The sequence below is a fragment of the Lampropedia puyangensis genome, from assembly GCF_004833285.1.
GTDB classification, from domain to species: domain Bacteria; phylum Pseudomonadota; class Gammaproteobacteria; order Burkholderiales; family Burkholderiaceae_C; genus Lampropedia; species Lampropedia puyangensis.
Window position 1 is genome coordinate 157,528 of record NZ_STFG01000001.1, and the last position, 13,678, is coordinate 171,205.

General features: G+C 57.1%; 10 protein-coding genes. 2 read left to right on the top strand and 8 right to left on the bottom strand.

What is annotated here, in order from left to right; translation table 11 throughout:
* Nucleotides 1-57: 57 nt before the first annotated feature.
* The 5 genes from E9531_RS00610 to E9531_RS00625 all read right to left on the bottom strand — a co-directional run bounded on the left by E9531_RS00610 (nt 58) and on the right by E9531_RS00625 (nt 6,196).
* Nucleotides 58-2,574, bottom strand: a complete 2,517-nt coding sequence (locus E9531_RS00610; protein ID WP_136571800.1) for a TonB-dependent siderophore receptor — start codon at nt 2,572-2,574, stop codon at nt 58-60.
* A gap of 209 nt (nt 2,575-2,783) precedes the next feature.
* Complete coding sequence (locus E9531_RS00615) at nt 2,784-3,869, bottom strand: FecR domain-containing protein (RefSeq protein ID WP_136571801.1); 1,086 nt, start codon at nt 3,867-3,869, stop codon at nt 2,784-2,786.
* Nucleotides 3,869-4,381, bottom strand: coding sequence for a sigma-70 family RNA polymerase sigma factor (locus E9531_RS00620; protein WP_136571802.1), 513 nt, complete (start codon nt 4,379-4,381; stop codon nt 3,869-3,871). Before E9531_RS00620 ends, E9531_RS00615 begins: the two co-directional genes overlap by 1 nt.
* 113 nt (nt 4,382-4,494) lie before the next feature.
* On the bottom strand, nt 4,495-4,629 hold the full coding sequence (locus E9531_RS17885; protein WP_280177163.1) for a hypothetical protein: 135 nt from the start codon (nt 4,627-4,629) through the stop codon (nt 4,495-4,497).
* 406 nt (nt 4,630-5,035) lie between these two features.
* Nucleotides 5,036-6,196, bottom strand: coding sequence for a YncE family protein (locus E9531_RS00625; protein ID WP_136571803.1), 1,161 nt, complete (start codon nt 6,194-6,196; stop codon nt 5,036-5,038).
* Here E9531_RS00625 and E9531_RS17425 point away from each other — a divergent pair.
* Complete coding sequence (locus tag E9531_RS17425) at nt 6,195-6,350, top strand: hypothetical protein (protein ID WP_158291688.1); 156 nt, start codon at nt 6,195-6,197, stop codon at nt 6,348-6,350. The two genes, E9531_RS00625 and E9531_RS17425, sit on opposite strands and share 2 nt — an antisense overlap.
* Before the next feature lie 158 nt (nt 6,351-6,508).
* Here the strand turns inward: E9531_RS17425 and E9531_RS00630 are convergent, their stop codons facing one another.
* Both E9531_RS00630 and hmpA read right to left on the bottom strand, forming a co-directional pair.
* Nucleotides 6,509-9,142: a TonB-dependent siderophore receptor gene (locus E9531_RS00630; RefSeq protein WP_136571804.1), complete on the bottom strand. Its 2,634-nt coding sequence runs from the start codon at nt 9,140-9,142 to the stop codon at nt 6,509-6,511.
* A 370-nt stretch (nt 9,143-9,512) separates the two neighbouring features.
* A complete protein-coding gene (hmpA, locus tag E9531_RS00635) occupies nt 9,513-10,700 on the bottom strand; it encodes an NO-inducible flavohemoprotein (protein ID WP_136571805.1) in 1,188 nt (395 codons plus the stop codon).
* Nucleotides 10,701-10,851: 151 nt separating this feature from the next.
* On the opposite strand from hmpA, the gene norR reads away from it, so the two are divergent.
* Complete coding sequence (gene norR, locus E9531_RS00640) at nt 10,852-12,501, top strand: nitric oxide reductase transcriptional regulator NorR (protein WP_136571806.1); 1,650 nt, start codon at nt 10,852-10,854, stop codon at nt 12,499-12,501.
* A 48-nt stretch (nt 12,502-12,549) separates the two neighbouring features.
* On the opposite strand, the gene E9531_RS00645 is transcribed toward norR, so the two are convergent.
* Nucleotides 12,550-13,632, bottom strand: coding sequence for a serine hydrolase domain-containing protein (locus E9531_RS00645; protein WP_136571807.1), 1,083 nt, complete (start codon nt 13,630-13,632; stop codon nt 12,550-12,552).
* Nucleotides 13,633-13,678: the final 46 nt, after the last annotated feature.

A 13,678-nucleotide genomic window follows, 5' to 3' on the forward strand; every position in this document is an offset into this window, starting at 1 on the left:
TGAATGCAGTGGTTTTTGCTTTTTCTTTTGCTTCAGTTGCACCAGATTGCGAATCTCTCAGAACTGGTAGCGTGCAGTGATCAAGGCATTGCGTGGCGCACCAAAGTGGTTGTTGTCTTGGGTGCTGCCAATGTTTTGGTAGTAGGTTTTGTCGAAAATGTTGTTCAGGTTCAGGCGAATATCCAGATTTCGGCTGACTTGCCATGCGGCCATCACATCCATGATGGTGTAGCCGCCTTGGTATACGTTGTATTGCGCAAGGCGGGTGTTGCTGCGGGTGCGCAGCGATGCGCCAATCGACCAGTCATTCCATGCGCCGGGCAAGCGCCAGCGGGTCGCAAGTTTGAACAGGTGGCGAGGCGTTTGTGTGTCAAACGGTGTGCCCGCTGCCGCTTCTGAGGAAGCCTTGATGTGGCGTGCGGTGTAGTAGGTGTAGCCTGTGGCTATGCTCCAGCCGGGTACAGGTTCTCCGGCAAGTTCAAATTCAGCACCCCGTGCACGTACTTCGCCAGCAGGTGCGTAGCATTCGGTCGCACCCGGCGCGCAGTTGGCAAGCGCCAAGGCCATCGGCAGGTTGTCTTGGTTTACCTGAAATACAGCAGCACTACCAGTCAAGCGGCCACCAAAGTATTCTCCTTTTAGCCCCAACTCCAGGTTGGTGCCTTGAACCGGGTCGAGCAAACTGCCGTTGGCGCTTTCGTAGTTTTGTGGTTGGAAAATGCTGGCCCAGCTGGCATAGACCGAATGCTGGTCATTGAGGGTATAAACCAACCCTAGGTAAGGCGTGAATTCACTGCTGACGCGGTAGGCGCTGTGGCCTCTGAAAGTGGGGCCCGAGACGATTTCCTGTTGGTACTGGTAAGAATCCAGTCGGGCGCCAACCAATACATGCAGTGGGTCAGCGACATGCAGGCGCACGGTGCCGTAGATGCCATACTGGCGCTGCATGGCGGTTCTGCCCCACTGGTAATTGAAGCTGGGCATGGCTTGGGATCCCGGGTCCCAACTGAGGGGATCAATCGTTGGAGCGTAGTCTGAAGGCCAGCCTCCGGGGCCATCGTCATTGCTGGAGCGACGCAGGCTGGCACCGACGACTACGTCGTGCGTACGCCCTCCTACGGTCCAGGGGCCTTTGGCCATCGCATCAAGGCTGTACTGTGTTTTCTCGTAGATGTAGGCGCCCGCCCCTTGGCCAAAGAGGGTGTCGGAGTCCTCTAGCGGGTACAGGTAGGTTCCTTTCATGTCCATCTTGCTGCGCAAGGCTCGTGCCGTGGTCTGGGCTGTCCAGCCGTTGTCGAGGTTATGCTCAAGCTCAGCAAAGACACTGGTGTTTTCCTTATTCCAATAGGCCCAGTCGGGTGTCAGGCGGGTAGAGCGGTCAAAGGGTAAAAAGCTGCCGTCGCGTGCAGTAGGCAAACCATTCCAGTCTGCGCCAGGGTTGTCTTCACGGTTGTAATAACCTCCAATACTCAGTACGGTGTTGGCGTTAAGGTCGGCCTCTACAGTGCCATAGACGAGGCGCCGCTGGTGCTCGTAGGCGCGTTTGAATGTGTTGGAGTCTTGCAGCGCCACAACGGTACGCCCGCGCAGTGTGGCTGCCGCGTTCAATGGGCCTGCCACATCGAGCTCGCCACGGCGGTTGGCCCATGAACCGTAGCTGCCGGTGATGGACGCCTGTGGTGTTGCGGTGGGCCGCTTGCGTACCAGACTGATGGTGCCTGAAGGATTGCCTGTGCCAGTCATCAGGCCTGAGGCACCACGCAGTACTTCTACGCGGTCGTACATGGCCAGTGTGGCGACCCCTTCGGTGTCATAGTCGAAGTCGAGTGGAACCCCGTCAGCAAGGAAGGTGTTGATGGCAAAGCCTCTGGCAAAAAACTGGGTGCGTTCACCACCGCCGAGCTGCCTGGTTGTGATGCCCGTGGCGTCCAGGGCGACCTCGTCCAGCGATTGAAAGCCACGGTCATCCATGTGCTCGCGGGTGATGACACTGACCGATTGGGGTGTTTCACGTTGCGACAGATTCAACCGCGTGGCTGTGCTGCTTGGCCCTGTTGCGGCGTAGCTGTCAGCACCTTCTGTGCGGCCAGGGGGAAGTGATGGTGCGGTGACCACTACTTCGGGCAAGCTGCCTGCAGATGCCGCGTTGCCGGTAGCCACTGTGGCGCGCAGAACAAAATTGCCATTTTGGCCAGAAGCTACTTCTAAGCCTGTTCCGGCCAAAAGTCGTTGCAGTGCTTCAGCCGCACTGAAACTGCCTTGCAGGCCAGCAGTGTTTTTTCCGCTTACCAGTTCAGGCGGTGCGCTGACATTAGCGCCTGCTTGTGCTGCAAAACTGGCCAATGCGGCAACCAGACTACCTGGTGCAATTTGAAAACGGTGCTGTTGCTGTTGCGCTGTAGGTTCAGTTTGCGCCTGAGTCGAAGGGATGCAGGTGAGGCTTAGGAGTGCCGCAAACGCCAGCGTGGTTGCCCTAATAGGGCTGCTGATGAATTGGCGGGAAATGCTGCCTTGGACCGGTTGGGCGTGAAGGGGAAGGCGGCGCAGTGGCGCTGTATGCAATGGCTGGCTCATGTCGGAGTTTCCTTTGGTGGTGTGCTGCGCAGGGTGTGTCGACCAATACGCGCTTTCAAGGACAGGACGAACCAGAAAAGCAAAAAGGGCCAGATATTGAAAAATAAATGTGCAGGAATAAAGCCTCTGAAGTTTGCGCTGTGCAGCTCCTCTTGTAAACCGAAGGCTGCTTGGCACAGTAGGCTATCGCATCGGCATGGTGCTGGTCTTTATTCACTATCGCGTGTTTGGGGCACCAGCGTCACCCAATAGCGTGTGCGTTGGCGTACAGAAATGGGCAGCAGTTGTGTGAGGTTATGGAGCACGGCATCAGTGTCGGCCACTCGGAAGGCCCCTGTGATACGCAGCGATGCAATGGCAGGGTCGCATTGCAGCAGGCCACTGCGGTAGCGCGCCAGTTCGGCCACGAAGCTGCCCAAGGGCATGTTTTCTACGGCCAGAATGCCGTTTGCCCATTGCTGTGCTTGTGTCGATAAGGGCTCCACGTCGGAGACTGCGTTGGACGTGAATTGGCTTTGCTGGCCTGCATGCAAGGTGTGCGTGGCGTGGCCATTGCGCGGACTGAGTGCGACGGCGCCTTCAAGGACGGCAACTTGGCTGCGGTTGCCCTCTAGGCGAATGCTGAACTGTGTGCCAATGGCACGTGCTTGGCCTTGCTCTGTTAACACCAGAAAAGGGCGAGCCAGACCATGTGGGGCATTGCGGACGATTGGGTCAGGCGCCGTGGTGACCATGATGGCGCCTGCGCGCAAATGGATGGCGCGTTGCGTGGCATCAAAAGCCACATCAATGGCGCTGGCCGTATCGAGCAGAACCTGCGTTCCATCGGGCAATGTAACGGTGCGCAATTGCCCAGTGGCGCTTGCCCAATCGCTATGCCATGGTGCAGGCGCATGGCGCCACGCCCACCAGCCAGCAGGTGCCGTTACCAGCAAGGCGGCCAGCGCACGTATCGCTGCGCGTCGGTTCGTGGAATGGCGACTTGGGCGCTGCAGCACCGGGCTGGCGACATTGGCTGGCAATTGCTGCATGTGCCCGCTGATGTGCATGGCACGTTCCCATGCGGCGGTGTGCGCTGGGTCGGCAGCCAGCCAAGTGTCAAAAGCCTGCTGTGCTTGTGGTGTGAGTTTTCCTTCGCTGCAGCGTACGAACCATTGCGCCGCTTGTTGGGCGACTTGGCGTGAGACTGGGGGGGGATGAGGTGCCTGTGTTGAAGATTCAGGCAGGGCAGGGATTGCGACAGTGGCTGCGGCTGCGGCTGCTGGCAAGCAGCTTGTACGTGTGGTGGCGGACATCAGTTAGCCAGCACAATACATTCGGCCATGGCCCGGGCCATGTGGCGCTTAACGGTGCGCAAGCTCAATCCCAGTTCGCAGGCGATGGCGGTATAGCTCAGCCCTTCCACTTGCGAGAGGATGAACACTGCGCGTACTTTATCTGGCAGCGCATGGAGCATGGCATCTACCTCCTGCAAGGCCTGCAAGATGGCCACTTGTTGTTCGGCAGAGGGTGCCAGCGGCTCTGGTTGTAGCGTCAAGGCTTGCAAATAAGCCTGCTCCAGCGATTGACGGCGTAGATGGTCGAGCATCAAACGCTTGGCCACGGTGGCCAGATAAGGCCGCGCTTCACGTACCGACTCAACAGGCGAGGCCGTTGAAGTCATGAGCCGCACAAACGTATCTTGGGCCAGATCGGCAGCTTCATGGGCATTGCCCAAACGCTTGCGCAGCCAGCCCTGTAGCCAGCCGTGGTGAGCTTGGTAGAGGCCGGTAATGTGTGTAAAGGATGGGCTGGGCGTAGCTGTCATGTGTTGAAATTAAACACGAATTATTCGCAGTTAATTGTAGTGCAGCGTTGCGCCGAAAAAAAACGCAATCAGAAGTTGTAGCGCCAGCTCAGCTGGCAGCTGCGTGGTTCACCCTAGAAGACTGGGTGATAGCGGCGGATGTCGCCGTAGCCATGTTTGTCAAAGAGGAGGTGGATCTTGACATTGCCCTCAGCGACTTGGCTCCAAACGGCATGCGCATTGCGTTCATAGAGGTATTGCTTTGCCACGGTAGGTTACCTCCAATATGAGGGGCTGCGGTATGTTGGGTACTTGCTCCACGGTGGCTCGCTTGAAGGCGTGTTCTGGCTGTACGGTGGTCACGCGTTTACCAGATGACTGGCGTGGGCGAATGCTGGTCCAATGCGTGCAGACTTGCCAGACAGTGTGCGAGCCATCGACATCGAAGGTGCGCCAACATAGGGAGTCAATTGACCATTCATTTAAGCGTTGGCACTGCTGTGCAAGCCGTTGGTAATGATGCTGTCCAAATTTCAAGCGTAGTCCATCACCCTGGCGCTTGCAATCAATGACAAGCGATCGCCGGCGTTGAATATGGTGGCAGTGGCCGTTGCAACTGCGCTGCGATGAAGCAAAGCGCAGCCGTGCTGTGGCCAGCACCACTGGCGCAATGGTTTAAAGGTCAATACGAACAACGCCGTCTTTTGCATCTTTGCGAAATGCCGGGTGTTTATCACCATGCGGTGCTTTAACCGTCACATACAAGGTTTGGCCATTGGGTGAAAGCGCCAAGCTGTTGGGATGCACAGGCAGATCAATCGTGCGTTTGATGGCAAAGGTGGTGCCATCCAAGATGGAGACAAAGCCGGTGCCCGTCTTATCATCGCCGCGGTGGCTGGTCACCACTTCATTGCGTGCGCTGTTGTAGAGGATATCCAATGTGCTGGTCGAGAAGGGGATACGCTGGATCACTTGGCCAGATGCCAAATCCCATACGTACACCTGATTTTTCTGACCACCTGCTGCAAACAAGCGTTGGCCTTGCGCATCCAGTGCGATGTTGATGAAGAAGTTCGCAGAGCGGCCTTTATGCGCTTCGGTCATTTCACCGGTGCTCAGTTGCTGCACCACCGTGCCACGATCAGGGTTGATCACCAACACTTCATTCTCACCGCCTTGACCAATGTACAAACGATTGCGCTCGGCATCGTATGCAGCCCCGGCTGACCAAATACCATCACTGGTGATGGTGTGCGTCAAGGTGTTGGTCGCGCCGTCAACAATCCAGATCAAACCAGGGCGGCCCGGACTGGTGACAAACACACGGTTGTGCACTTCGTCTACGATGACCTTGCGCGTGTGCGCATAAACGGTTTGGCCTTTGTCATTTTGTTTGGGCTCAGCCAATTGAATCAGGCCTTTGAAGGTACCGCTGCGCGCATCCACCACAGAGAGAGAACCTTCCATCGTATTGCCCACATACAAGGTGTTGGTCGCATTGTTTAAACCCAATGCAAAGGCACGGCGCGGCACTTGCACGGTTTGAACTGTTTGCAAAGTGCGCGCATCCAGGCGGTGCACAAAGCCGCCGTTTTGTGGGTCAAATCCGGTGACGCTGGCCACGAAAAGAGAGCCACCATCGGCCGTTGCGGTGATTTCATACACCCCGTCGAATGTGTCTTGCCGCAAGACCGGTGCATTCGCCAATGTGGCAGAAGTATTAGATGTAGTAGATGCGTTAGACGACTGTGGTGTTTGCGTTGGGGTGCTTTGGCAGCCTGCCAACAGCACAGCACAAGCCACTGCACTGAGGGTGTGCGAAATAGAGAATGTCATGGAAAAGCCTTTCGGAATGAAGAAATCAACCTCCTTGACTGGGCCGCAACATGCAGCAGCCAATCATGAGGAGGCGGTGGGCCATGGTGGTGTCTGTCATGAACAAACTTCAAATGCCCGGCGCGAAAGCGCTGCACAACGCTTCGTCTATTGAGTAAAGCCCTTCGACAGGCTCAGGGCGAGCGGTGTGATGCAGAGCTGTTTGAGGTGCAATGGCTCAACGCCGCTTTTCAGCAGTGACTTGCCAGCATGGGCATTGAGCAATTTCTGCCCCACCACCCAGCTCTCATCCATCGCTGTGCAAGCTCTGCCTTAGAACGTACCGCGAATAGTGAAACGCACATTGCGCGGCTCACCATAGAAGCTGCCGTCGTTGTACCAGTTACGCGTATCGCCCACCGATTGGAAATACGTTTTGTCAAACAGGTTGTCGATGTTCAAGGCAGCCGTCCAGTTGCGATTGAAGCGGTACTCCACAAAGGTGCTCCAGATAGCGCGCCCAGGCTCAGTGAAGGCATAGGTTTCGGATGGGCCATCAAACGCACCCGTGCCATCAGTGCCGCCAGTGGGGTTCCATGTGCTGACCGTGCCATTGCGGAAGAAGTTGGTCTGTGCTCGCACGCCGCCGCCGATTTTCCAGCCTGAGAGCTGCTCGCGCAGTTGGTAGCTGGTCCACAAACGCAGAATGTGTTTGGGCGTGTAGCTGGCAAAGCGTTGGCCATCAGCACTGCCGTATTCGGTTTTGTTGTCATCAAACGTGTAGCCACCACTGACTTGCCAACCGGGCGCGACTTCGCCGCCAATGTCCAGCTCAATCCCTTGCGCTAAGAATTTTCCATCGCCACGCCAGCAGCAGCTGCGGCCCGGCACATCAAAATCAGTGGCGGTGGATTCGCGCACAGCGTAGTTGTCACGGGTGCTGCGGTACACAGCCGCACTGGCGTTGAGCCTGCCGTCCAGCAACTCCCCTTTGATACCCAACTCGTAGCTGCGTGAGGTGGAGGGCGATAGCGGCTCCAAATCAGCCGTGTAGTAATTGCTTTGATCTTGGTAACCGCGCGAGGTGCTGAAGTACGTCGTCCATGTGTCAGACAAATCCAGCGTCAAGGCGTAATACGGCGTGAAGATGCTGTTGCTCTTGTTGGTCGTTTTTGGGTTGAACGCTTCTGTTGCCTGGCGGTTGAAAGAGACATATTCATACGAAGCATAGCGCCCGCCAATCACGGCGTGCAACGGGCCATAAATTTGCGATTTCAGGTTGGCATACAGGCCGATTTGCTTGGTCTTGCCCGACGCAATCGTACCCGGGTTGCCTTGCGAGTTGTGGGGCAGCAACGCGTTCGGGTCAACGTATGACCAATCGGTAATGGGTTGCTGCGTCGCGGTGGAACTAAAGAGCCAGTATTTGCCATTGGAGTGGCGGTAATCGCCGCCAACCAAGACTTGGTGCTGGCGTCCCAATGCATTGAAGCGCCCGCTCACATAAGCATCGCCCGTGGTGGTGGTGAAGTCGCTCTCTGCCCATGAGCCAGGGAACATCTGTGCGCCCAAACCGGTAATCGGGTTGACTGAGCCAACGTAGGAGCTGGAGTTGGTGTTCACCTCGCTGACAGTGTGTGAGGCATTCACACGGGCTTTCCAGTCCGCATTGAAGCTGTGCTCCAGAGTCGCAAACGCGTTTTTGCTTTCACTGTCTGCAAACGACCAGCTGGTATAGCCTTGGCTTCTGGGAACTGGCAGCGGCACACCATTGGAGTAACGCGGAAAGCCCGGTGGCGTGCTGCGGCCAGAGCCGCCTTCACGGTCAAAACTGGCACCGAATGACAGCACCGTATCGGGTGTGATGTCCGCCTCCACAATACCGTAGAGCGTGCTGATTTGGCGGTGCGCGCCATCGTAGAAATACTCACGATCATTGTGTGCCGCCACAAAACGCCCACGCAGAGTACCGGCCTCATTCAGAGGGCCGCCCACGTCAATGTCGCCGTAGTAATTGCTCCATCTTCCAATCGAGCCTGTACCTGTCAAACGGAACTGATCGGTCGGGCGCTTGCGCACCATATTGATGGTGCCAGATGGCCCACCGCTGCCAGAGAATAAACCGTCTGGCCCGCGCATCAATTGAATGTTGTCGTACTTGGCCATGCCTGCGTTCACCGTCGTGTCGTTGGCGTGGTAGCTGGCACCGGGTGAGCCATCGACGGAAAAATTGGTGATTTGGTGGCCGCGTGCGTAGTATTGCGATGACTTCAAACCGCTACCAGGAATGACCGTCACGCCGGACATTTGCTCCAACGCAGAGTCGACGTTTTGAATTTGCTGGTCATTCAATTGCTGGCGCGTTAACACCGAGATCGAGCGCGGTGTTTCGCGCAGCGATTGCGCTGTTTTGTTGCCCACGGCCACGGCTTGCGCCACGTAAGAGTTCGAGCCCTCCGTAGCTTCCCCCAAGTTGGCTGCAGTCACCACCACTTCTGGCAATGCGGTACCTGAACCGTGAGATGCATTGCTGGTGTTGGTCAGCAAGCGCAAGGCGTAGCCGCCATTAGCATCAGGCACTGCTTGTAGCCCAGTACCGTTGAGCAATGAGGCTAAGGCCGTGCGAACGTCATAGCTGCCTTGCAGGCCGGGGCTTTGTACGCCCTGCGTCAGTTGAGGGTCCGCGGCCAGCAACACGCCGCTTTGGCTTAAAAATTGTGTTAACACACTTTCGAGTGAGCCTGCCGCGATGGCATAGCGCTGCGTAGCGGCAGGGGTTGCAGTTTGCGCAGCGACAGGGCTTGCGGCAACACTGCCCAATACCAGCGTCCCTGCCAAGCCTAAATACATAGCGACAGCGATTGCGCTTGGTGTCAACGCAAGTGCAGATGCATGCTGTGGGGATGGGCGTTTTGCTGAGGCGGATAACCGTGGTTGCAAAGAAGAGGATGAGTGCGGCAATGGCATGGCGTAGTTCCTGATGCATGAGACAAAGCAAGTGGAATCACACACCCACTTTGGCTATCAACATCGGCCATGCTGTGGTCATTGAATAACTACAGTGCTAGCGCTAGAGCAGGGCTGCAGAGCAACCCGGCACGTTGAAATGGCTGCTGGAGGCGATGCCAAGCAAGTTGGCTCAAAGCCCCATCAAAAGTGGTTTTGAATTCCTATCATCCTCTATACGAACGAGCACCATACAAGCGGAACCGTTTTTAAAAAATTCTCCGCATCGCACAACCTGGCACCCACTGTCGGGTGCCATTTTGACTGCCAAATTGGGGCTGCCTCTTGCCTCCCGCGTTCGCAAAAGCGGAGACGGGAGCCGCACCGCCAATCAGGCCAATGCTTCAGCAGGCCCAAAGAACTCCCAGTGGATTTGGCCCGCTGGCACGCCCAAGTTTTCCAGGTGCTGTTTGATGCAGCCCATGAAGGCTTTGGGGCCTAAAAAATACGCGTCCACGTCCAGGCTCTCGGGCAACCAGGCGGCCAATTGCTCTGCACTCGCATAACCGATGGCATCAGGTTGCCGGTCAGCGTCTGCATTTTCTGTGTCATACACCAGATAGGCCTTGAATTGCGGGAACTGCTTGGCCCAACCGTCCAGCACATGGCCAAAAGCACGCACTTGCGCATTGCGGGCGTAATGGATAAAGGTGATGGGGCGCTCGCCTGCGTAAAGCGTGGCTTCTGCCATTGCCAATGTGGGGGTGATGCCGACGCCGCCGCTGATCAACACTAGAGGACGCTCAGCTGCGCTCAGTGTGAATTCACCTGCGGGCGGAAAGACTGTCAGCGTATCGCCGGCATGCACGTGGTCATGCAAATGGTTAGAGGCAACGCCACCGGCCTCGCGCTTGACGCTGATGCGCAAGTTGCGCCCATTTGGTGCGGCAGAGAGCGAGTAATTGCGGCGAATTTCTTGCCCCTCAACCATCAGCTGCAAGCCAATGTATTGGCCTGGCAAGAAGTCAACCACAGCGGCACCGTCCACAGGCTCGAGCAAGAAAGAAGTGATCTCGCTGCTTTCCGGTGTTTTGCGGGCAACGCGGAATGCACGCCCACCCCGCCAACCGCCTTTCGCTGCAGCCAGATCGTCATAGACTTTGCTTTCAGCGCCGATCAAGATATCGGCCAATTGCTGGTAGGCAGCGGCCCACGCATCGATCACGGCATCGGTGGCCACTTCGGCGCCCAGCACTTCACGGATGGCGCGCAACAGGCAACTTCCCACAATCGGGTAGTGCTCGGGCAATACTTGCAATGCCACATGTTTGTTGATGATTTGGGCCGCCACAGGCCCCAATGCACCAAGGTTGTCGATATGACGCGCATACATCAACACACTATTGGCCAATGCGCGCGGTTGCTTGCCACTGGCCTGATTGGCTTGGTTGAACAATGGGCGAACTTCTGGGTGTTCGCTCAACATGATCTTGTAGAAATGCGTGGTCAATGCCTCGCCACCCGTCTCCAACAGGGGAACCGTGGCTTTGATGATGGCGGTTTGGGCTTCAGTCAACATGAGTCTGTCCTTTCTTGTGGATCAACATGCATGCCGCGCTACGGCGGCCTTCGCTATCTCCATTGCAAAAGGTGTTCCAGATTGATTGTTGTGATAGATCAATGGCTTGGAAAAATTCATCTGGATATTCATGTCAATACGACATAATGAAATGACTTATTCCAACGCAAAAGAAGTCATTTTGACCAAGGCCCACGAAATCCTTTCCGGCATCACGCCACTGATTGCCGATCTCGCGCACGATCTCCCGGCACCACTGCGTTACCAACGCCTTCTCGATACGGTGCGCAGTTTGCTGCCTTGCGATGCGGTTGCGTTGCTGCGCTTAGAGGGCGACAGCTTGGTGCCTCTGGCCATTCACGGGCTGAGTGCCGACACTTTGGGGCGCCGCTTTAAGTTGGCCGATCAGCCGCGGTTGCGCGCCATTTTGGCGGCACCGCAGGGGCTGCGATTCCCGCCCGACTGCGATTTGCCTGACCCTTATGATGGTTTGGTGCAGGCTGATAGCCCGCACCTTGAAGTGCACGACTGCATGGGGTGCACGTTGCGCTTAGGCGATGAGGTTTGGGGGCTGCTCACGCTTGACGCTTTGCAGGCGGGCAGCTTCACCTCAGCCGATTTGGAGACCTTGCAAACCTTTGCCAGTTTGGCCTCCGCCACCGTTGCGGCTGACGCACGGCTGCGGCAGTTGGCACGCCGCGTGGAAGACGAAAGCCGTAAAGTCGAGGCCTACCGCCAAACGCAAGCACCAACTCCTGCGTTCATAGGCCAGAGCGAGGCCAGCCGACAATTGTTGGATGAGATTGCACTGGTCGCCCCCAGTGATCTCACCGTCCTCATCTCCGGTGAAACGGGCGTAGGCAAAGAGCTGGTGGCGCGCCAGTTGCACGCCCAATCCACACGAGCATTGCAGGCGATGGTCAGCGTCAACTGCGCAGCCTTGCCTGAGCATTTGGTAGAAAGCGAATTGTTTGGCCATGTGCGCGGGGCGTTCTCGGGTGCTATCGGCAATCGAAGCGGCAAATTTGAAATGGCCAATGGGGGGAGCTTGTTTCTGGATGAGGTGGGCGAGCTGCCTTTGGCCGCACAGGCCAAATTGTTGCGCGTGCTCCAAGACGGGCAACTGCAGCGCATCGGCTCTGACCGCGAGCACCACGCCAACGTGCGTTTGATTGCTGCGACCAATCGTGACTTGGCCGAGGAGGTCCGCGCAGGCCGCTTTCGTGCCGATTTGTACCATCGTTTGAGCATCTTTCCACTGCGTGTGCCACCGCTACGCGCGCGCGGTGATGACGTATTGCTTCTGGCCGGTTACTTCATTGAAGTGAATCGCCGTCGCATGGGCTTGCGTGGATTGCGCCTTGCCAAAGCTGCGGAGCAAGCCCTGCAAGAGCACTATTGGCCCGGCAATGTGCGTGAACTGGAATACCTGATTGCACGTGCCGCACTCAAAGCGCTGGGGCGCCAAACCACCAGCCAGCAACAGGGTCTTGATGCCGCCCGCTCCCATTCCATCGTTACGCTGGAACCTGAGGATTTGGGGATGCCTGCCCAGCAGGCGCCAATCGACACAAATGCCCAAAGTGCAGCGGCGGTGCCAGCCTTGCCTTTAAATTCATCTGCGTTGGGTTTGAGGCAACAAGTCGACGCTTTGCAGCGGCAATTGCTCACACAAGCATGGCATGCCGCAAAAGGCAACACCGCCGCAGCGGCCAGACGACTGGATTTAGACCGCGCCAATTTTGTGCGCTTGGCGCAGAGGCTTGGCGTGATTACCCACTTGAAAAAAACAGAGAAATAAAGCGCATAACCGCAAAGCAGTTTTCACCCCCTGCCTGTCGTTCAAGCATCACGCCACCCACGGAAACTGAAACACCTTGTGCTCTGCAGGCAAGAATTTTTGCGCCAAAGCTGCCGCCAGCGGCATGCCCGCATCGTGATTGGTGAGCAGGACAAAGCCATCTTTCGATGTGACGGACGCCATGGCAAATGCCCGGAACCCCGGGTTATTGCCCCATTGCCACAGATAAGGGCCACCTGCGGCTTCTTCCACCCCCCAGCCCAATCCCCATTGCAAACCCAGCGCAGCATCCACCTCGATCGGCTTGGCGATGGTGAGGGCCAGAAGTGCATCGTTTTGCAGCAGCGCGGCCATGAAACGCGCATAGTCTCCGGCCGTGGTGTAGAGCGACGCCGCTGCCACTGCATGCTCAAACTGCACCATGGGGCGCAAACCCAAACGCGTGGTGCCGCGCACCGCGCGGGCTTGCAAACCCTCGTGCCAAATCAAGCTGGAATTGGCCATACCCAGCGGGGCAAACACCCGCTGCTCAACGAACACTGAAAGCTTGGTGTTCGTCACCGCCTCTAGTACAGCTTGCAGCAGCATAAAGCCTTCGCCCGAGTAGCCCCAGCGCGACCCCGGTTCAGTCTCTAGCTTCAATGCTCCCGATGACCAATTGGGAAAGCCGGATGCGTGTTGCAGCAACTGCGCCACCGTAAGGCGTGCCAGCACGTCTGGCGGAACCACATCGTGTGCATCGCCCGCAGCGCGCTTGAGCACGCTGTGGAAGTGCACGTAGCCTTGCGGCAAATAGCGACTGATTGGCGTGTGCAGATCCAAGGTGCCATCCAGCACCAGCAACAAAGCAGCATACGCCACCAAAGGCTTGGTCAAGGAAGCGGCCTGAAAAATCACCTCGCCTGACGGCTGCGTGCCAGAGCAACCCGAAACCGGCACCGAATCGACCAACTTCCCGCCGCGCAATACCGCGTAAGCGGCAGAGCAAACTCCTAAGGTTTGTGCCACTTCATCCACCGGTTGCGTTGCCAGCTGGGCAATACGCGCAGGGTTTGACAAAGGGCTGGCGCAAGAAGCCAAAAGCGGCAAACTGGCACCTGCCAGCAGCACATTGCGACGATTAAGAGGCATTAGGAGCAATGAGGAGTGAAGGGTGAAATTGAATGGCGATCTGAGA

Bases quoted from the DNA above. Each gene is read 5' to 3' on its own strand.
- E9531_RS00615 (WP_136571801.1), bottom strand. From the start codon at position 3,869: ATGTCCGCCACCACACGTACAAGCTGCTTGCCAGCAGCCGCAGCCGCA.
- E9531_RS00645 (WP_136571807.1), bottom strand. From the start codon at position 13,632: ATGCCTCTTAATCGTCGCAATGTGCTGCTGGCAGGTGCCAGTTTGCCG.
- E9531_RS00610 (WP_136571800.1), bottom strand. From the start codon at position 2,574: ATGAGCCAGCCATTGCATACAGCGCCACTGCGCCGCCTTCCCCTTCAC.
- E9531_RS17425 (WP_158291688.1), top strand. From the start codon at position 6,195: ATGGAAAAGCCTTTCGGAATGAAGAAATCAACCTCCTTGACTGGGCCG.
- norR (WP_136571806.1), top strand. From the start codon at position 10,852: ATGACTTATTCCAACGCAAAAGAAGTCATTTTGACCAAGGCCCACGAA.
- hmpA (WP_136571805.1), bottom strand. From the start codon at position 10,700: ATGTTGACTGAAGCCCAAACCGCCATCATCAAAGCCACGGTTCCCCTG.
- E9531_RS00625 (WP_136571803.1), bottom strand. From the start codon at position 6,196: ATGACATTCTCTATTTCGCACACCCTCAGTGCAGTGGCTTGTGCTGTG.
- E9531_RS00630 (WP_136571804.1), bottom strand. From the start codon at position 9,142: ATGCCATTGCCGCACTCATCCTCTTCTTTGCAACCACGGTTATCCGCC.
- E9531_RS00620 (WP_136571802.1), bottom strand. From the start codon at position 4,381: ATGACAGCTACGCCCAGCCCATCCTTTACACACATTACCGGCCTCTAC.